The following is a 19,381-nucleotide window of genomic DNA, read 5'->3' on the forward strand; positions in this document are numbered from 1 at the left end:
CTTCCAATGCCGCCCAAGCCAAGTCCGAGACCAAAGATCCTGATCGTGCTGCATCAGGAGCATTCGAGCCCCGGACGGGTCGGCCATATGCTTATCGAGGAAGGCTTCGACCTCGACATCCGCCGACCGCCGCTCGGCGAGGCCTTGCCGCAGACGCTGGATGGCCATGCCGGCGCCGTGGTGTTCGGCGGGCCGATGAGCGCCAATGACGGCGACGAGTTCGTCCGCCGCGAGACCGACTGGCTCAAAATTCCGCTCAACGAGAACCGGCCGCTGCTTGGCATCTGCCTCGGCGCGCAAATGCTGGTCAAGCATCTTGGCGGCAGGGTCGAGGGCCATGGCGAGGGCCTCGTCGAAATCGGCTGGTATCCGCTGAAGGCGACCGAAGCGGGCAGCAGGCTGATGCATTGGCCGGAGATGGTCTATCAGTTCCATCGCGAAGGGTTTTCGCTGCCGAAGGACGCGACGCTTTTGGCGACGGCCGAAACCTATCCCAACCAGGCCTTCCGCTATGGCGACAATGCCTGGGGCATTCAGTTCCATGGCGAATTGACCCGGGCGATGATGCAGCGCTGGGTGGTGCGCGGCGCGCACCGCTTCGAACTGCCCGGCGCGCAGCCCGGCCGCGACCATCTCGGCGGCCGGCTGATCTGGGACATCCACCTCAAGCGCTGGCTCGGCGAGTTCCTGCCGATGATTTTCGGCAAGCCGGCGCTGCGGTAATCAGTTTCGCCCCCTGAGATGACGCACCTTGCGCAGCTGCGGGAACAGCACCGCCCATAGGCCGGCAACAGCGATCGCCCCGACACCCCCGACCACCACGGCCGGAACCGTGCCGATCAACGCCGCCATGGTACCGGCGCGGAATTCGCCGAGCTCATTGGAAGCGCCGACAAACACCTGGTTGACAGCGTTGACGCGGCCGCGAACGTCGTCCGGCGTCCACAGCTGGATCAGCGTCTCGCGGATATAGACGCTGAACATGTCGGTGGCGCCGAGCAGCGCAAGGGCCGCAATCGACAGCCAGGTGATGGTCGAGAGGCCGAACAGAACCGTGAACGCGCCGAACAGCGCGACGAAGCCGAGCATGACAAGGCCGGCATGGTTGCGGATCGGGTGTCCGGCCAGCCAGATGGCGACGCAGATGGCGCCGACGCCGGGCGCCGAGCGCAACAGGCCGAGCCCCCATGGGCCGAGTTCGAGGATATCGCGCGCGTAGACCGGCAGCAGCGCCGAGGCGCCGGACAGGAGCACCGCAAACAGATCGAGCGAAATCGCGCCGAGCACGATCTTTTCGCTCCAGATATAGCCGAAGCCGGCGAACAGGGTCTGTACCGTCGGCCTGTCGGTCCGGCTGCGCTGGGCAGGCTTAGGGATGGTGAAGATCAGCACGGCGGCAACCAGCATCAGCACGGCGGCGGTGGTGTACGCGGCTTCGGCTGAAAGCCCGTAGAGCAGGCCGCCGGCGACCGGCCCGACGATGGTTGCCGTCTGCCAGGCGGACGAGTTCCAGGCGATGGCGTTGGCGAAATCCTCGGGCGGCACCAGATTGGCGAACAGCGATGAGGAGGCCGGCCCGAAGAAGGCGCGCGCGATGCCGAACATGGCGAGCACGATGAAGACCGGCATCGGCCCGGAGAGGCCGCGTAGCGTCAGCAGCAGCAGGGCCAAGGCGCAGCCCGCCTCGACCAGCACCGCCAGCGCCATGATCAGCCGGCGCCCGAAACGATCGGCAACGTCGCCGGTGACCAGCACCAGCAGCAGCGAAGGCAGGAACTGAACGATGCCGACAAGGCCGAGGTCGAACGGGTCGCGGGTGAGATCGTAGATCTGCCAGCCGACGGCGACCGACACGATCTGGGTGGAGAATGTCGAGAGGAAGCGCGCCGCCCAGTAGCTCAGGAACGGCCGGTGGCGAAAGGCGGCATAGCGCTGGTCGGATGGTACTTGGGATTCTGTGGTCATGGAATAAGGCCCCGTGGCGGCGATGTCGGCCGGCGGGGCACTTCCACGATGGGCGCTGGTCCGGCCAAAAGAGCCTTTAGCGCAGTTCGGCCGGAGGCGCGCGCAAAAATCCGGCCTGGATCAACAATTTCGTCGTGGCAGATAACAAGCGCATGGCAAATTGCAAACCTTCGAGACTAGCCGAAACACCTCTCGCTTCGTCATCCCAGGGCGGAGCAAGGAGCGAAGCGACGCGGCGCAGACCCTGGGATCCATGCCGTTACCTCAGTCGAAGAATGCAGCGGTTCAGAACGGCACTTGTGTCGGCATTGGCGTCAGCTACCCTTCAACCATGACCGGCTATGTCTACATGACCGCGAGCCAGAAGCGCGGCACGATCTACATCGGCGTCACCAACGATCTCGGCCGCCGCATGCCGGAGCACAAGACCGGCCAAGGCTCGCGCTTCACCAGCCGCTACGGCGTGCAGCGCCTGGTCTGGTACGAGGAACATTTCGACATTCGTGACGCCATTCAGCGCGAGAAGTCGCTGAAGCGCTGGCCGCGGCAGTGGAAGATCGAGCTGATCGAGAAGACCAATCCAGAGTGGTTCGAGCTTTTTCGCGGGACGGGGTGGTAGCGTACGGTTCTGGTCCGCAGGCGCACTGCCGCGAGGTAACGGCATGGATCCCAGGGTCTGCGCCGCGTCGCTTCGCTCCTTGCTCCGCCCTGGGATGACGAAGTGGAGGGGTGTTCGGCCAATCTCGAAAGCTTGTAATTCGCCATCAATCGTCGTCCGATACACCGGACGAGCTGCCACTCTCCGACATCAGCGATTAGCCTTCAGCCATCCTTACCTTCGTCCTAGGGCGGAGCAAGGAGCGAAGCGACGCGGCGCAGACCCTAGGATGCTATGCCGTTAGCTTCGAGCGTCGCAGCTTCCGCTGAACACCAACAGACCGATCAGCAGAACGCGTTCAATGTGCATCCCGCTCGATCCAATGGTATCAAGCCGTCGCCTTGGCCTTCCTGCCCCGGCCCTTGACGGGCGCGGGCGGGGCGGCTTTGCGGCCGAGGCCGATCGCCTTGGCCAGTTGCGAACGCGAGGCCGCGTAGTTGGGGGCGACCATCGGGTAGTCCGACGGCAGGCCCCATTTGGCGCGATAGGCGTCGGGCGTCAGCCCGAAATGAACGCCGATATGGCGCTTCAAGGATTTGAACTTCTTGCCGTCCTCGAGACAGATGATGTAGTCCGGCGTCACCGATTTCTTGGGATTGACGGCGGGCGTCAGCGGCGCGGCGACCGGCACTGCCGGTTGCCCGAGCTCGCCTATGGCAGCGCTGACGCTGGCGATGAGGTCGCCGAGGCCGGAAGCCGGCAAGCGGTTCTTCTCGACATAGGCGGACACGATATGGGCGGTCAGCTCGAGCAGGTCGATATTTTTGCGAGCGTTGTTGCTGTCGTCGGTCAATCTATTTCTCCGTCCGTGGGGGTCGCAGAAATTCCTAGTCGGCAAATCTGCGCAATGCAATGACGCCGCACCACGTCACACATTATTTTGAATAATAATACTAACGGCAGCGCGGGATTAACAACCCTGAGCCGGTGCTCGATAATATCAGACAATCAGCAATATCAAATAATCAGGGATTTGTCGCGCCATAGTCGAAATCCGCCCTCGAAGGCGCGTGTGTTGTCGCCGCGTCTGCAATCGGCGGGCAAGTCGGTGAGTTCGTCGACATTGCCGCCGCCGATGACCACGTAATCCGGCTGCATGGCGGCGCGAAGCCGGTCGACCACGTCGAAGACGTGTTTGCGCCATTTCTTCTTGCCGCGCTTTTGCAGGCCGCGTTCGCCGACATAGTCTTCGAAACTGCCGCGCTTCTTGTAGGGAAGATGGGCAAGCTCCATCGGCTGGGCAACGTTATCAACGATCATCGCGGCCCCCAGGCCGGTGCCGAGGCCAAGGAACAGCATGCGGCCGCCCTCATAACTGCCGATGGCCTGCATGAGCGCATCGTTAACGACCTTGACCGGTTTGCCGAACTCGGCGGCGAAATCGCAGCCGACCCAGCCCTTGCCGAGATTGGCGGGTTCGGTCAGCGGCCGGTTGTGATGCACCGGGCCCGGATAGCCCATCGAGACGACATCGTAGTGCAGCCCTTCGGCGAGCGTCTTCACCGCCGCGACCATCTGCTGCGGCGTAAGCTCCGGTCCGGAAGCGGTCTTGCGCTCGTCGCCGCCGGCGCTGGTGCGGATCTTGACATGCGAGCCGCCGATATCGATCGCAAGCACGATCTTTTCTTCCTCCGATGCCGGTTGCTTCATCGCCTTGGCCATCGCTTTCGCCTCCCAGAAATCATTTCGCTGGATTGATCCAGCCGTTCTGCGGCCCGAATCCAGCCATGGCTTCGGCCGGCCCCCAGGTCTTTGGCGCGTAGACAAGGGGCGGCGTGGTGTCGCCGAGCACCGGGCCGACGATGCGCCAGGCGAGCTCGCTGGCGTCCTGGCGGGTGAACAGCTGGCCGTTGCCGTTCATGGCGTCGCCGATCAACCGCTCGTAAGGCGGCATGTCGCCCTTCGAATCGTCCAGCGCGGTGAGCTCGACCTGCTCACCGACCATGTCATCGCCGGGCGCCTTGCGCCGGGCTCCGATCGAGATCGCCACCTGAGGATCGATGCGGAAGCGCACGTGATTGCAGTCGCCGGGCTTGATCGGATCGAAGACGTCGAGCGGCGGCCGCTTCAGCCGCACGATGACCTCGGTGGCGTGCACCGGCAGGGATTTGCCGGCGCGAATGAAGAACGGCACATCCTGCCAGCGCCAGGTATCGACGAAAAAGCGCACCGCCGCGAAGGTCTCGACCGGCGAGTTCGGCGCCACGCCCGGCTCCTTGAGATAGCCGTCGAACTGGCCGCGCACCACATCGTCCCTGGTCAGCGTCCGGATCGCCCGCAGGACCTGCACCTTCTCGTCGATGAGATCGTCGGCCGAGCGGCCGACCGGCGGTTCCATGGCGAGCAGCAAGAGGATGTTGAGCAGATGGTTTTCGATGACGTCGCGAATGCAGCCGACCTCGTCATAGAAGCGGCCGCGGCCCTCGACGCCGAAATCCTCGGCCATGGTGATCTGCACGCTCTCGACGTAATTGCGGTTCCAGATCGGCTCGAGGAAGGAATTGGCGAAGCGGAAATAGAGCAGGTTCTGGATCGCCTCCTTGCCGAGATAATGGTCGATGCGGAAGATCGACTTCTCGTCGAAGACCAGATGCAGCACCCGGTTCAGCCAGCGCGCCGATTGCAGATCGTGGCCGAACGGCTTTTCCACCATCAGGCGCGCGCCCTGGGCGGCGCCCGACTGCTCCAGCCCCTGGACGACCACCTCGAACATCGCCGGCGGCACCGCCAGATAGTGCAGCGGCCGCTCAGCGCTGCCGAGCGCGGTCTTCAGCTTCTCGAAGGTCGCAGGCGCCCGATAGTCGCCGCTGACATAGCGCAGCAGCGATGCAAGCCTGGCAAAGATCTTGTCGTCGATGCTGCCCAAGGCGTTGACGATGCCGTCGCGGGCGCGCGCCTGCAGCTTGGCGAGGTCCCAGGGATCGAAGGCGACGCCGATCACCGGCTCGTTCAGCGTCCCTTTGGCCACCATGGCGTAAAGGGCGGGGAAGATCTTCTTGTGGGCGAGATCGCCGGTGGCGCCGAAAAGCACCAGCGTGTCCGATCGTTCCTGGCTCATGGGCGTGCCTCCCTGTCGCCCGTCACGAGCCGGCTTTGGGTTTTTCGACATGGCCGCCAAAGGCATAGCGCATGGCGGACAGAAGCTTGTCGGCGAATTCGGATTCGCCTTGCGAGGAGAACCTGTCGAACAGCGCCGAGGACAGCACCGGCGCCGGCACGCCGGTGTCGATCGCCGCCTTCAGCGTCCAGCGGCCTTCGCCGGAATCCGAGACCCGCCCGCCGAACTGCGTCAACGACGAATCGGCCTTCAGTACGCCGGCCGTCAGGTCGAGCAGCCACGAGCCGATGACGCTGCCGTGCCGCCAGACCTCGGCCACTTCAGCGATGTCGATGTCGAACTGGTAATATTGCGGGTTTTCCAGCGGGCTGGTTTCGGCGTCGGCGGTGCGCTGCCGTTTGCCGGCATTCGCCGACTTCAGGATGTTCATGCCTTCGGCATAGGCGGCCATGACGCCATATTCGATGCCGTTATGGACCATCTTGACGAAATGGCCGGCGCCGCTTGGTCCGCAGTGGAGATAGCCGAAGGGAGCGGTTCCGGCATCCTTGGCAGGGGCGGGCGAAGCGGCGTCGGCGCCCGGCGCCAGCGTTGCGAAGACCGGATCGAGATGCTGGACCGCGCTGTCGGGGCCGCCGATCATCAGGCAGTAGCCGCGCTCGAGGCCCCAGACGCCGCCGCTGGTGCCGACATCGACATAGCTCAAGCCTTTCAAGGCGAGGCGCGCGGCGTGGTCGACGGCCTCGTGATAATAGGAATTGCCGCCGTCTATGATGATGTCGCCCGGCTCCATCAGGGCAGCCACCTGGTCGACGATCTTGCCGGTGATCGCCGCCGGCAGCATCAGCCAGGCGCTGCGCGGCTTCGCCAGCTTGCCGACGAACTCCTCCATCGAGGCGGCTCCGACCGCGCCGGCGCTCACAAGCGCGGCGACGCTCGCCGGGTTAATATCGTAGACGACGCATTCGTGGCCATCACGCAGCAGGCGCCGAACCATGTTGGCGCCCATCCGGCCCAGTCCCATCATTCCTATCTGCATGGTCTCGTCCTGCCTTACTTGAGGGATCGATGATCTAGTGGCGCTGTGATTGAAGCATGATCTTTTCCGAAAACCGGTCTCCACTTTGCGGGATCATGCTCTATCCGGTATCGCCGATGCCGACAGAAAAGTCAGCATTCTCCCAATGGTCGCTATCGGGCCAGAAGAAAGTGAAGACAATGCTATTGCCCGGAGCAATCTCGGCAACCTGCAATTCCGCAAGATGGATGCCGAAAGCATTCGCGGTGGTCTCGGTGTCATGGACGGTTGCCCAATTGTCGCTGCTCCAATGAACCACCGCCCGGGCCAGAAGTTCGATGCGCAGCGCCTTGCCTGCCGGGATGGTACGGATCTTGTGGTTGAAGCGCCATGCCCTGAAGCGCGACACCGTCCTGCCCTCGATATAGCGCTTGACGCCTTGCGGCGGCATGTCGAACACCGTGCCGTCGCGCAGCGACCGCAGCAGCTTGATGTGCTCGGAATGCGCCCAGACCAGCGGCTTGGCGCTGCCGGAGGGCCCGCCATGCCGCAATTCGCGCTCCGGCATGTCGGGACCGTCCCAGACCTGCTCCGGTAGCAGGCCGCCCGGTCCGGCAGAGTTCTCGAACGTCCTGAGCAGGCTTGCCGCACTATCCCTACGGCCTGCCGCCAGCTCGTAATGAGCGCGCTCGCCGACCAGCAGCGGCCAGGGCCGGCCCCGGCCGGTTCCATCGAAGGGCGCGCCGTCGGCATGCTCGCCATAGCCATCGCCATTGTAGCGGTACCAGAGCGGGCCCTGCGGCAGTTCGCAGCGCAATTGCGCGTCGATGACCTTGACCGTGTCGAGGATGCGCGGATCGTCGGCTGCCCTGAGGCCGAAGCGGACCAGCGCCAGCGCATCGGGGCTGACGATCGCCTTGGCCGGCCGGTCCGTATCCGCCGGCGGGCGGTTCTTGATCGGGACGTAGCCGTCTTTCGGCGATGCCGCGCCGGCTTTGTCGGGCGGCGCAATGCGGACATAGTAGCCTTCGACGCTGGATTGCTCGCATGCGGCGGTGCCGGCGACGTAGGTCCAGCGTTCGATCTGATCGTTCCAGACATCGGCGGTTTCGCGCAGATAGTTTGCCGGCTCTGTTTTGCCGGCGGCATCGAAGATGTCCGCAGCCGCTAGCAATGCGGCGATCTCGACGGCAAGCGTGAACGGGCTGTAGCCGGCGTCCTCTTCCCAGCGGTCCTCGCCGGTGACCGGACCGTTGCGCACGACATAGGCGGCAGCGCGCTCGATCATCGGCATGAAGGAGGAGAGTGCGGCGGGCGGCAAATGGCCGGCGCGGCGCAGTGCGTCGGCAAGCAGCAGCGGGAAGGCGCATTCGTCCATCTGGATGCCCGGCCAATAGGCCGATCCGTCGAGCCAGGCGTTCTGCGGCCAACGGCCGTCCGGCTCCTGGATCGCGCGCAGATAGCCAAGGATGCGCAAGGCTTCCGCCGGGTCGCCGGCGGCGAGGAAGCCGCCGGCGGTTTCGACCAGATCGCGCGGCCAGACCAGGTGATAGCCGCCGAGGTCGTCGTCGCCCTTGTTGAAGCCCCACGGGATCGACAGGCTGGCGACGGCTGCTCCGGCAGACGACCGATGTGTCGCCAGCACCGCCGTGCTGAGGCGGTAGGGATTGAGGCCGGACGCCGCGTGCCGGTCCAGCGGCAGCAGGCCGGCCTGCCATTTGCGCCATTTTTCGATGTAGGATCTGGCCGCGGGCTCAAAACCTTGCCTCAGGCTGGCGAAAGCAGTTTCCGCCGCCTGTTGCGGCGTCGCGCCGAAGCCCAGTGCCAGCAATATTTTTGGGTTCGCAGCCGAAAAGGCGATCTCGCCGGTCAGCGCGACATTGCCGTCCTCGGCCCTGCGGCAGGCCGGATCGAGCCGGCCGCCTTGACGAAGCTGCTGCCAGCCGTCGGAGACGCCGACATAACCGGCCGAGCACGCCTTCCACGGCAGCGACGAGGCGAGCGCCAGGCAGGTGCCGCGTCCCGATGCAAACAGGACAGGCTGTCCTTCATGGTCGTCGATCCAGGCGGTGTTGCCCATGCCGGCGTTGACGAGGTGCGGTGCCAGCAGCGCGTAGACGCGGTAGTCGGCGGCCGCGCCTTTGAGCGGCGTGAACATAATCTCCTGCAGCAAGACGGGACGTTCCGGATCCGTCAGGATGCGCTTTTCGATCCTGTAGGTTCCATCGCTTGCGGTGTTGACCAGCCGGTAGGCAGGCACCCCGTCCGCCAGGGGTTCGATACTGTGTTCGGCGTCGCGTTTTTCTTCCGAGAAATAGCCGTCGGGTCCGGTGACGATCAGCCCCAGATCGCGGGTGCAGGCGCTGTCGAGGCGCGGGTAGTAGATCTCGTTGAGGATACCGTGGCTGATGGTGAACCAGATCGGGCAGGCCGGCGAGAGCGCGGTGCCGACGCCGCTCTTGGCGCTCGAGGTCCAGCGCGCCGGAATGCCGGGTGCACCCGGAGCAAGGTTCGTCGCCATTCAATCGGTCTCCAGTGCCATCCCTAGACCAGGAGTCGAACCGGTTTCAATGATTGCACCGCAAGTTGATCGCCGGCCATGGATTGCTGTTGACAGCTTGCCGCCTATCTGCATTTGTCTGATAATAGATAAAAAACAAGATTGTGAGCGTATCAGCCAATACCCACCAGCCAGCCATTAACCACCAGTAAGACAGCAACTCACGGGAGGAGTATGACATGAGGAAAATATTCGTTTTGGGGGCTCTTGCGGCGATGCTCGCCGCAGGTACAGCGCTTGCCGACACCAGCGGCAAGAAAATCGCCTTCTCCAACAATTACGCCGGCAATTCCTGGCGGCAGGCGATGCTGGACAGCTACGCCATCGTTACCAAGAAGGCGGTTGCCGACAAGGTGGTCGGCGCCGCGGACGTCTTCACGACGGCCGACAAGGAAGTGCCGACGCAAGCAGCCCAGGTGCAGAACCTGATCCTGCAGGGCTATGACGCGATCGTCATCAACGCGGCGTCTCCGGATGCGCTCAACGGCGCCATCAAGCAGGCCTGCGACGCCGGCATCGTCGTCGTCTCCTTCGACGGCATCGTCACCGAACCCTGCGCCTACCGCGTCGTTGTCGACTTCAAGGACATGGGCAAGCAGGAAGTCGAGCAGATGGCCAAGTTCCAGCCCAAGGGCGGCAACCTGCTGGAAATCCGCGGCCTCGCCGGCACCTCGATCGACGATGCCATCCATGCCGGCATCCTCGAAGGCGTCGCTGCCCATCCCGAGTTCAAGATCGTCGGCTCGGTGACCGGCGACTGGGACCAGACCACGGCACAGAAAGCCGTAGCGACGATCCTGCCTTCGCTGCCGGATGTTGTCGGGGTCGTCGACCAGGGCGGTGACGGCTACGGCGCGGCGCAGGCTTTCGCCGCCGCCGGCAAGCCACGCCCGACCATCATCATGGGCAATCGCCAGGACGAGTTGCAGTGGTGGAAGGAGCAGAAGGAAAAGGACGGTTACCAGACCTGGTCGGCATCGATCGCACCGGGCGTATCGACGCTTGCCTTCTGGGTGGCGCAGCAGGTGCTCGACGGCCGCACCGACGTGCCGCACGACCTGCTGGTGCCCTATCTTGCCTTCACCCAGGACGATTTCGAGGCCGCGCTGCCGAAGATTCCGAAGGGCGGCGTCGCCAGCCACGAATACACGCAGGAAGACGCCATCGCGGCGATCAAGGCCAACATCAAGTGAGCATGGCACTATTGTTGCCGCCACGGATAAACGGGTATCGTTGAGGGATGCCCGAGGCCAATGCAGACATCATCATGCCGGACGGCGCCGAAAAGCTTTTCGGCGCCGTCAGTTTGGACATCATAAGACTGGACGGAGCCGAAAAACATTTCGGCGCCGTCAGGGCGCTCGCCGGTGTCGATTTCAGCGTTTGTGCCGGAGAATGCGTCGGTCTCGTCGGCCATAACGGCGCCGGAAAATCGACGCTCATGCATATGGTGGCGGGCACGCTTGCCCCCGACAGCGGGCAGATCGCAGTCCGCGGCGGTGTCGAGGCAAGTTATTCGGTGCCGCGCGCGCAGCAGCTCGGCATACGCTGTGTGTTCCAGGAGCTGTCGCTCTGCCCGAACCTCAGCGTCGCCGAGAACACGCGGATCAACCACGCGTCGCTGCATGGCTTCGGCTGGCGGCGCAAGGCGGCCGATCTGATCGCCGCCAAGCTCGACGAGATCTTCCCCGGCCACAGCATCTCGGCATCCGACATCGTCGGTGATCTTTCCATCACCAGCCGGCAGATGGTGGAGGTGGCGCGCGCCTTCACGGTCACGCAGGAGCCGCTCGAGCTGGTTATCCTCGACGAGCCGACATCCTCGCTCGACGCGCATACCGCCGGCCAGCTGCTGGCGTTCGTGCGCCGCTTCATCGCCGCCGGCAAGAGCTGCATCCTGATCTCGCATGTGTTGGGCGAAGTGCTCGGAAATGCCGACCGCATCGTGGTGATGCGCGACGGCAAGGTGGTCGCCGCCGGGCAGGCCGACGCCTTCGACCGCGACAGGCTGGTGACGGCGATGGGCGGAGCGGAGGCGCGCGAGAAGACCGCCGCAGAGATTGCGAGCGGCAAGCCGGAGCCCGGCCCGCTGCGGGTCCGGGCGCGTCCGGCGCGACAGCAGGACGGCAACGAGCTTGTCGCCCGTGCCGGTGAAATCATCGGCCTTGCCGGGCTTGCCGGGCATGGGCAGACGGACCTTTTGCTGGCGATCTTTGCCGCGGCTTCCCGTGCCAAGACCGGCATCGAGGTCACCGCGCCGGTGGCGCTGGTTGCCGGCGACCGCCAGTCGGACGGGATTTTTCCGCAATGGTCGATTGCCGAGAACATTGGCATCCGTTCGCTGGCGCGATTGCGCAACGGCCTCTTGATCTCGCCGCAGCGCGAAGCCGAGCTCGCCGAGTTGTGGCAGCGGAAAATCGGCATCCGTACGCCCGACATGAACAACAACATCTTCTCGCTGTCCGGCGGCAACCAGCAGAAGGCGCTGTTCGCGCGGGCGCTCGGCTCCGACGCCAAGATCGTGCTGATGGACGATCCGATGCGCGGCGTCGACATCGGCACCAAGCTCGAAGTCTACGACCTGGTGCGCGAGGAGGCTCGCCATGGCCGCACTTTCCTCTGGTACACCACCGAAACCGAAGAGCTCGACAATTGCGACCACATCTATGTGTTCAAGAACGGCCGGATCGTCGCCAACCTTCGTCGCGACGAACTGACGGAGGAAAAGATCATCCAGTCGTCGTTCGGCGATGCGGCCTGAGATGACAGCGGTATCCGTCGAGAATGGGCTAAAATCTTCGGCTCGCGCCACCAGGCGGGCGCGCATGCTGCGCAGCCTGCTGCCGGCACTGTCGCTGGCGCTGGTGCTCATCGCCATCGCCTGGCTCAACCCGCGCGCCATCAGCTATTTCGGTTTCAGCCTGATGCTCAATCTGGCGATCCCGATCGCTCTGGCGACGATCGCGCAGATGTTCGTCATCGCCGGCAACGAGCTCGATCTGTCGATTGGCACCTTTGTCGGCTTCGTCGGCTGCGTGACGGCGACATGGCTGAAGGACGCGCCGCTGCTCGGCGTCGTGATCCTGCTCGGGTCGATCGGCGTCTACGCGCTGCTCGGCGCGCTGATCCATCTGCGCAACCTGCCCTCTATCGTGGTGACGCTCGGCATGAGTTTTGTCTGGCAGGGCATGGCCATCCTCATCCTGCCCAAGCCCGGCGGCAAGGCGCCGGACTGGCTGCTGGCGCTGATGGCCTTCAAGCCACCCTTCATTCCGTTCCCGATCATCGCGGCATTGCTGATCGCAGCCGTCGTCCACTTTGGCCTGATGCGCACCTCCTACGGCGTCATCCTGCGTGGATCGGGCGGCAATTCAGCCGCACTCAAGCGCGCCGGCTGGTCGCTGCTGCGCACCAAGATCGCGCTGTTTGCGCTGACCGGCCTGTTCGGCGTTTTGTCCGGCATGGCGCTGATCGGCATCACCACCTCGGCCGATGCCAATATCGGCAATGGCTATACGCTGCTTTCGATCGCCGGCGTCATCCTCGGCGGCGGTGAGTTCGTCGGCGGCCGGGTGTCGCCGATCGGCGCCGTCATCGGCGCGCTGACGCTGGCGCTGGCGGCATCGCCCCTCTTGACGTTCATGCACATTCCGCCCGACTGGCAGGTCGCCGCCAATGGCGCCATCCTGATCATCGTGCTGGCGGCGCGGGTGCTGATCAGCCGCAGGGAGAGGTGAGCATGGCATCGCTGCGGACACTGCTTGCCAGACCCTGGATCTGGTCGTTCTTCGGGGCGCTGCTGGTGTGGCTGGCGACCATCGCCTTCACCGGCGGCTACGGCGGCGGCGGCATGATCACGGCGGCGCTGTCGCTCGCCGTCTTCACGGTCATCGTCGGCGTCGGGCAGATGTTCGTCATCACGCTCGGGCCGGGCAATGTCGACCTGTCGCTGCCGGCCAATATCGGCCTTGCCAGCGCCGTCGCCATGAAGGTCATGGACGGCAATGATGCGATGATCGCGGTCGGCCTGCTGGCAGCGCTTGCCTGCGGCATGGCGATCGGCGCCGTCAACTATCTGCTGATCTGGGCGCTGCGCATTCCGCCGATCATCGCGACGCTGTCGGCCAGCTTCGTCATCCAGTCGGTCGATATCAGCTATGGGCGGGGCCTGCAGATCAAGCCGCCGCCGGGCTTTGCCGATTTCACCAACTGGCAGGTCTTCGGCATCCCGGTGCTGGCGATCCTCACCGTGCTGTTCACCATCGGCGCCGGCATCGTTTTGCAGCGCATGATCTACGGCCGCTCGGTGCTGGCGATCGGCCAGAACATCCGCGCTGCCTGGCTGGCCGGCGTCAATGTCGGCCGCACCCGCTTCCTCACCTACACGCTGTCGGGCGCGCTCGGCGGCCTCGACGGCGCACTGCTCGCCGGCTATTTCCGCGGCGCCAATGTCGATATCGGCAATGAATATCTGCTGGCCTCAATCGCGGTCGTCGTCATCGGCGGCACGTCGGTGGCGGGCGGCAAGGCCAATGTGCCGGGGGTCTGGGGCGCGGCGCTGTTCCTGGTGCTGCTGTTGACCATGCTCAACACATTCGGCGTCAGCGTCGGCGTCCGCCTGGTGCTGACAGGGCTGATCATCGTCGGCGTCATCACCGCCGCCGGTGGGCAGAAGGCGCTGCGCTAAGGCAAGGCCACCCGGCGGCGAGGGGATATCGATCCGGCCCGCAAAACACGTGGTTCCCATCCGCATGCCAGCGCTGTAAATCCCGTCGCGCTATTGGCCAACATCATTGCGTGAGGTTTGCGTGTCCGATTTCGTCAGCACTACAAGGCACGGCAACGTCGCGGTGGTGAGCATCGACAATCCGCCGGTCAACGCGCTGAGCTTCCATGTGCGCGAGCCGCTGATGCAGGCGCTCGTTTCCCTGCGCGACGAGCCGTCGGTCCGAGCAATCGTGATAGCATGTGCCGGGCGGACCTTCGTCGCCGGCGCCGACATCACCGAATTCGGCAAGCCGGCGCGGCAACCGGACCTGGGCGCCCTAGTCGCCATGCTGGAAACCATCGCCAAGCCGACGGTCGCGGCCATTCACGGCACTGCGCTCGGCGGCGGCCTGGAACTGGCGCTCGGCTGCCATTTCCGTGTTGCCGACCGAACGGCAAGGCTCGGCCTGCCGGAAGTCAAGCTCGGCCTGCTGCCGGGCGGCGGCGGCACGGTTCGCCTGCCGCGCTTGGTTGGTCCGCTGAAGGCACTCAGCATGATCGTTTCGGGAACGCCGATCGGTGCGGCCGAGGCGCTCGCCGCCGGCCTGGTGGATGCCGTCTTCGATGGCGACCTGACCGCGCAAGCGGTGAATTTCGCCAACGAAACGGCCGCGAAAGGCGGTCCGTTCACGCCGGTGCGCGACCGCAATGATCGCCTCGACCAGGCCGACTTGCCGGCGTTCGACAAGGAAGCGGCAGTGCTTGCCGGCAAAGCACGCGGCCTCGAGGCGCCGATCGCCTGTGCGCAGTCGATCCGCAACGCCCTGACGCTGCCCTTCGACGAAGCGCTGGCGGCGGAGCGCGACCTGTTCGTCAAGCTTGTCGCCGGGGACCAATCACGCGCGCAGCGGCATTTGTTCTTCGCTGAACGTGAGGCGGCAAAGATTGCCGGCAAGGACGTCGTCAGGCGCAAGATCGCCCGGGTCGGCGTCATCGGCGCCGGCACGATGGGCGGCGGCATCGCCATGGCGTTCGCCAACGGCGGCGTCCCCGTGACCTTGCTGGAAGCGACACACGAGGCCTTGCAGCGCGGGCTGGCGACGATCAACAAGAATTATGCCGTTTCCGTCATCCGCGGCTCGCTGAGCGAAGACGCCAAGCGCCAACGGCTTGGGTTGTTCAAGGGTTCCACCGACTATGCCGATCTTGCCGATTGCGACCTGATCGTCGAGGCCGTGTTCGAGGAGATGGCGGTCAAGAAGGATGTCTTCGGCAGGCTCGATGCCGTGGCCAAACCGGGCGCGATCCTCGCCACCAACACCTCCTATCTCGACGTCAACGAAATCGCCGGTTCGACGTCGCGGCCGCAAGATCTCCTCGGCATGCATTTCTTTTCGCCGGCTAACGTCATGAAGCTTTTGGAAATCGTCCGCGCCGACAAGACTTCGCCCGACGTGCTGGCGACCATCGTCGATCTGGCACGGCGGATCGGCAAGGTGCCGGTCGTTGTCGGCGTCTGCCACGGCTTCGTCGGCAACCGCATGCTGGCGGCGCGCGGTGCGGAACTGGAGACGCTTCTGCTGGAAGGCGCAATGCCGCGCCAGGTCGACCAGGTGTTCACCGATTTCGGCTGGCCGATGGGGCCGTTCGAGATGAGCGATCTCGCCGGCCTCGACATAGGCTGGCGCAACCGCAAGGCGCGTGGCCAGACGGCCGTGATCGCCGATGCGTTGTGCGAACAGGGACATTTCGGCCAGAAGACCGGCAGCGGCTTCTATCGCTACGAAGGCGGTTCGCGCACGCCGCTGCCCGATCCCGATGTCGAGGCGCTGATCCGCAACAAGGCTGCCGAGCGCGATATTGCACCGCGCGCGATCGGCGCCGAGGAGATCATCGAGCGGACGCTCTATCCGATGATCAACGAGGGCGCCAAAATCCTCAAGGAAAAGATTGCCGCCCGCGCCTCCGATATCGACGTCGTCTGGGTCAACGGCTACGGCTTCCCGGTCGGCAAGGGCGGGCCGATGTTCTGGGCGAGCCTCGAAGGCGTGGACAAGATCATCCGGCGGCTGGATCACTGGCACCAGCAGACCGGCAAGGATGTCTTTCGAGTGGCACCCCGGCTCAGGCAGATGGCCGAAACCGGTTCCTGGGACGGCGCTGCCGGCTGAACTTGGGACTACCGAATCCGTGCGTCCATGATCTCGACAAAACGCGCGAACAGACCCGCCTGCGACTTTATCTTGAGCTTGCGGTAAATGTTGCGGCGATGAACTTTTACGGTTCCCGGCACGATGCGCATCGCCCTGGCAATCGATTCCGTGGAATGGCCCTGAAGCACCAGATCGACGACATGCTGTTCGCGCGGCGTGAGTGAAAGGCTCTTCCAGATGTGAGCACGTTCGAAGTCACTGACCGGAGCAATCGCCTCGTCTTGCTTCGTCCCAACCGGTCCGTCAGCCGGAAGGGTAGGCCAGCGCAGCCTGACGAGGCTGATCACCGCAGGCGCCATGTCGCGCAGCAACCTGGCATCGGCGGTTCCGAACGGCCCCGAAGCGCGCAATCGCATTAGCGAGACCACCAGCGCGTCCTTTCCCGGCAGCGGCACGAAAAAGCCGACCTCCTCCGCAAGCCTGGTCTGGCTGTAATAGGAGCGGTAATATTCGCTGGCATAGAAGCGATCCGGCGCCAATTCGCGCATGCGCCAAAAGCCTTCCTTGCGCTCGACTGCCGCATGGTGGAACGGATCGAGCAGATAAGGCCCTTCCTGATAGAGCGCGACGAAGACGTGGCTTTCGGCCGGCGAGAATGTCTCGAACAGCAGCGGCGGGCGTGAGGCGCCGCGATAGCCGAAGATCACGCAATGATCGAAACTGACATGCTGGCGGAGCCAGGCGACCATCGCCTTGCCGAAAAGCTCGCCGCTCGTCTCCCGCGTCGCTGCGATGAGCGCAGCGAGCCGGCTGTATTCATCGCTGCGTGAAACGCCCAATTCATACCCCTCCAGACGAGAAAATAGACGAAATATACCACCTGGGAGGTATATACTAGCCGCCATTGGCTCTGATAGCGTTTCGAGACCAACTAGCCGCTGGAGCCCGCAGCTTTGACCGCAGTGCCCGACATCGAGTTTCGCGGGGTCACCAAACGCTACGGCAGCGTGATCGCGGTCAGCGGCATCGATCTTGCCATCCCGCCGTCTGCCTTTGTCGCGTTGCTCGGGCCGTCCGGCTGCGGCAAGACAACCTGTTTGCGCATGATCGGCGGTTTCGAACAGCCAAGCGAAGGTGTGGTATTCATCCGTGGCCGCGACATGGCCGGCACGCCGCCCTATCGGCGGCCGGTCAACATGGTGTTCCAGCAATATGCGTTGTTTCCGCATCTGGATGTGGCGGACAACGTCGCCTATGGCCTACGCCAGGCGCGGCCGCGCCTGTCGTCGCGGGAGATCAGCCTGAAGGCAGGCGAGGCGCTCGCCATGGTTCGGCTCGCCGGCTATGGACGCCGCAAGATCCATGAGCTTTCCGGCGGCCAGCAGCAGCGTGTCGCCCTGGCGCGGGCGCTGGTCAACAAGCCGGCGGTGCTGCTGCTCGACGAGCCCCTGGCGGCGCTCGACAAGAAGCTGCGCACCGACATGCAGATAGAGCTGCAGAACCTGCAGCGCGAGATCGGCATCACCTTCGTCCTGGTCACCCACGATCAGGAAGAGGCACTGTCGATGAGCGATTTCGTCTGCGTCATGAATGGCGGGCGCATCGTCCAGCTTGGGCAGCCGAGCGAAATCTACGACGAACCCGCCGACCTCTTCGTCGCCGATTTCGTCGGCAAGACCAATCTCTTGAGCGGCAAGGTCGTCGGGCTCTCGGGCAAGCTCGTCGAGGTAGCGCTTGCCGACGGCACCGTCATCGCCGCGCGCAAGCGCACTTCGCTAGCCCAGGGCGAAGCCGTCTCGGTCAGCCTGCGTCCTGAATCCTTAAGTCTCGGCGCGCCCGGAAGCGGCCGGCTGAACGGGCTTGTCCGCAACCGGATCTTTCTCGGTTCCACCGCGGAATATGCAATCGAGGTCCAAGGCATCGGGACACTGCTCGCCAAGGCCGACCATCTGGTTGGCGGTGGAAATCTCTTCAAGCCGGGTGAACCCGTCGCCGTCGGCTTTACAGCCGGAACGCCGCTGGCGTTTCCGGAGAATAACGGGACCAACCAGAGGGAAAACAAAAATGTCGAAATCGTATCGTGACGGACTGCCGATAAGCCCTGAAAAATTCATCGACCAGTTGATGCGCCTCAAGCGCGGTTCCATCGGCCGCCGCGAGTTCCTTGGCCTCACCGGCCTAGGCATCGCAACGGCAGTAATGGCCCGCGAACTCGGCATCATGCCGTCGCCGGCCTTCGCCCAGGAGGGGCTTGGCGACCGCATGTCGATTGCCACCTGGCCCAATTATCACGACCCGGCGACGTTCGAGAATTTCAAGGCCGAAACCGGCGTTGCCGTCGAGGTGAACGTGTTCGGGTCAAACGAGGAGATGCTGGCCAAGCTGCAGGCCGGCGCCTCGGGCTGGAGCCTTTTCGTTCCGACCAACTACACGATCTCGACTTACAAGAAGCTTGGCATCATCGAAGCGCTGGATATGGCCAAGCTTGCCAATTATGACGGCTCGCAAGAAGACCCGCGCTTCACTGGGGAAGGCACCATCGACGGGGTGACCTACGCTGTGCCGAAGAATTGGGGCACCACCGGATTTGCCGTCAACACCAAGAAACTGACCAAGCCGATGACGAGCTGGAAGGAATTCTGGGACACGGCCATGGCGGAGGGTGACGGCCGGACCATGGTTCATGATTACCAACTGACCACGATCGGCAACGCGCTGAAATATTTCGGCTTCTCGTTCAACTCGCTGAAGCCGGACGAACTCGCCAAGGCGGAGGAATTGCTGCTGAAGGTCAAGCCGCATCTGTTCGCGGTCTCCAGCGACTACCAGCCGTCGATGCGTGCCGGCGACGCCTGGATGACGATGTGCTGGACCAATGACGGGGCGCAGCTCCACCGCGACATCCCCGAAATCGCCTACGTGCTTGGCAAGGAAGGCGGCGAGATCTGGACCGACTTCTACGCAATACCCAAGGATGCGCCGAACAAGCCTGCCGGCTATGCCTTGCTCAACTATTTGATGAACCCGAAAGTCGCGGTCAAGGAGCACCTGGCCAACGGTGCGCCTTCCACCGATGCGCGGGTCAATGCGCTGCTGCCCAAGGAGGTGCTGGACAATCCGATCCTCTATCCGGCGGCGGATCTGCTGAAGCCGCTCGAATTCGGTGCGGCTGCAACGCTAACCGATCCGGGCCGGGCCGAATTGATGGCACGCTTCAAGTCGGCTTGAACCGGGCAGGCCACAGGCTCGATGCAGGCAACTC

16 protein-coding genes are annotated in these 19,381 nt (G+C 64.2%); 9 read left to right on the forward strand and 7 right to left on the reverse strand.

Annotated elements, in window-relative coordinates; translation table 11 throughout:
- Nucleotides 1-6: 6 nt before the first annotated feature.
- Nucleotides 7-723, forward strand: coding sequence for a glutamine amidotransferase (locus NKI29_RS12970; protein ID WP_023678199.1), 717 nt, complete (start codon nt 7-9; stop codon nt 721-723).
- Here the strand turns inward: NKI29_RS12970 and NKI29_RS12975 are convergent, their stop codons facing one another.
- A complete protein-coding gene (locus NKI29_RS12975) occupies nt 724-1,965 on the reverse strand; it encodes an MFS transporter (protein WP_023678198.1) in 1,242 nt (413 codons plus the stop codon).
- Between the two features lie 331 nt (nt 1,966-2,296).
- On the opposite strand from NKI29_RS12975, the gene NKI29_RS12980 reads away from it, so the two are divergent.
- Nucleotides 2,297-2,584 carry a GIY-YIG nuclease family protein gene (locus NKI29_RS12980; protein ID WP_352456363.1) on the forward strand — a complete coding sequence of 96 codons (288 nt, stop codon included), beginning with the start codon at nt 2,297-2,299 and terminating at the stop codon, nt 2,582-2,584.
- Nucleotides 2,585-2,951: 367 nt separating this feature from the next.
- Here NKI29_RS12980 and NKI29_RS12985 read toward each other — a convergent pair whose 3' ends face one another.
- The 5 genes from NKI29_RS12985 to NKI29_RS13005 form a co-directional block, all read right to left on the reverse strand.
- Nucleotides 2,952-3,416, reverse strand: a complete 465-nt coding sequence (locus NKI29_RS12985; protein ID WP_352796401.1) for a Ros/MucR family transcriptional regulator — start codon at nt 3,414-3,416, stop codon at nt 2,952-2,954.
- A gap of 164 nt (nt 3,417-3,580) precedes the next feature.
- A complete protein-coding gene (locus NKI29_RS12990) occupies nt 3,581-4,285 on the reverse strand; it encodes an ROK family protein (protein WP_352569458.1) in 705 nt (234 codons plus the stop codon).
- A gap of 19 nt (nt 4,286-4,304) precedes the next feature.
- Entirely contained in the window at nt 4,305-5,681 is a 1,377-nt protein-coding gene (gene zwf / locus NKI29_RS12995) for a glucose-6-phosphate dehydrogenase (RefSeq protein ID WP_352569459.1), read from the reverse strand.
- 22 nt (nt 5,682-5,703) lie between these two features.
- On the reverse strand, nt 5,704-6,720 hold the full coding sequence (gene gnd / locus NKI29_RS13000) for a phosphogluconate dehydrogenase (NAD(+)-dependent, decarboxylating) (protein ID WP_023678194.1): 1,017 nt from the start codon (nt 6,718-6,720) through the stop codon (nt 5,704-5,706).
- Between the two features lie 100 nt (nt 6,721-6,820).
- Nucleotides 6,821-9,220, reverse strand: coding sequence for a glucan 1,4-alpha-glucosidase (locus tag NKI29_RS13005; RefSeq protein WP_352796403.1), 2,400 nt, complete (start codon nt 9,218-9,220; stop codon nt 6,821-6,823).
- A 218-nt stretch (nt 9,221-9,438) separates the two neighbouring features.
- Here NKI29_RS13005 and NKI29_RS13010 point away from each other — a divergent pair, with 218 nt between their 5' ends.
- From NKI29_RS13010 to NKI29_RS13030, 5 genes are all read left to right on the forward strand, one after another.
- Nucleotides 9,439-10,452 carry an ABC transporter substrate-binding protein gene (locus NKI29_RS13010; protein ID WP_352574532.1) on the forward strand — a complete coding sequence of 338 codons (1,014 nt, stop codon included), beginning with the start codon at nt 9,439-9,441 and terminating at the stop codon, nt 10,450-10,452.
- Nucleotides 10,453-10,526: 74 nt separating this feature from the next.
- Nucleotides 10,527-12,020, forward strand: coding sequence for a sugar ABC transporter ATP-binding protein (locus NKI29_RS13015; protein ID WP_352574915.1), 1,494 nt, complete (start codon nt 10,527-10,529; stop codon nt 12,018-12,020).
- Between the two features lies 1 nt (nt 12,021).
- Nucleotides 12,022-12,996 carry an ABC transporter permease gene (locus tag NKI29_RS13020; protein ID WP_023678190.1) on the forward strand — a complete coding sequence of 325 codons (975 nt, stop codon included), beginning with the start codon at nt 12,022-12,024 and terminating at the stop codon, nt 12,994-12,996.
- A 2-nt stretch (nt 12,997-12,998) separates the two neighbouring features.
- A complete protein-coding gene (locus tag NKI29_RS13025; protein WP_023678189.1) occupies nt 12,999-13,946 on the forward strand; it encodes an ABC transporter permease in 948 nt (315 codons plus the stop codon).
- 121 nt (nt 13,947-14,067) lie between these two features.
- On the forward strand, nt 14,068-16,137 hold the full coding sequence (locus NKI29_RS13030) for a 3-hydroxyacyl-CoA dehydrogenase NAD-binding domain-containing protein (protein ID WP_352569466.1): 2,070 nt from the start codon (nt 14,068-14,070) through the stop codon (nt 16,135-16,137).
- Nucleotides 16,138-16,145: 8 nt separating this feature from the next.
- On the opposite strand, the gene NKI29_RS13035 is transcribed toward NKI29_RS13030, so the two are convergent.
- Nucleotides 16,146-16,958 (reverse strand): helix-turn-helix domain-containing protein, encoded by an 813-nt coding sequence (locus NKI29_RS13035; protein ID WP_023678188.1) that lies wholly within the window; start codon nt 16,956-16,958, stop codon nt 16,146-16,148.
- Between the two features lie 114 nt (nt 16,959-17,072).
- Here NKI29_RS13035 and NKI29_RS13040 point away from each other — a divergent pair, with 114 nt between their 5' ends.
- A complete protein-coding gene (locus tag NKI29_RS13040; RefSeq protein ID WP_023678187.1) occupies nt 17,073-18,203 on the forward strand; it encodes an ABC transporter ATP-binding protein in 1,131 nt (376 codons plus the stop codon).
- The gene (locus NKI29_RS13045; protein WP_023678186.1) at nt 18,184-19,347 is read left to right on the forward strand and encodes an ABC transporter substrate-binding protein; all 1,164 of its coding nucleotides are present in this window, start codon (nt 18,184-18,186) and stop codon (nt 19,345-19,347) included. Before NKI29_RS13040 ends, NKI29_RS13045 begins: the two co-directional genes overlap by 20 nt.
- The last annotated feature ends 34 nt before the right edge of the window (nt 19,348-19,381 follow it).

The sequence above is a fragment of the Mesorhizobium sp. M0678 genome (genome assembly GCF_040320505.1).
Classification (GTDB): Bacteria; Pseudomonadota; Alphaproteobacteria; order Rhizobiales; family Rhizobiaceae; genus Mesorhizobium.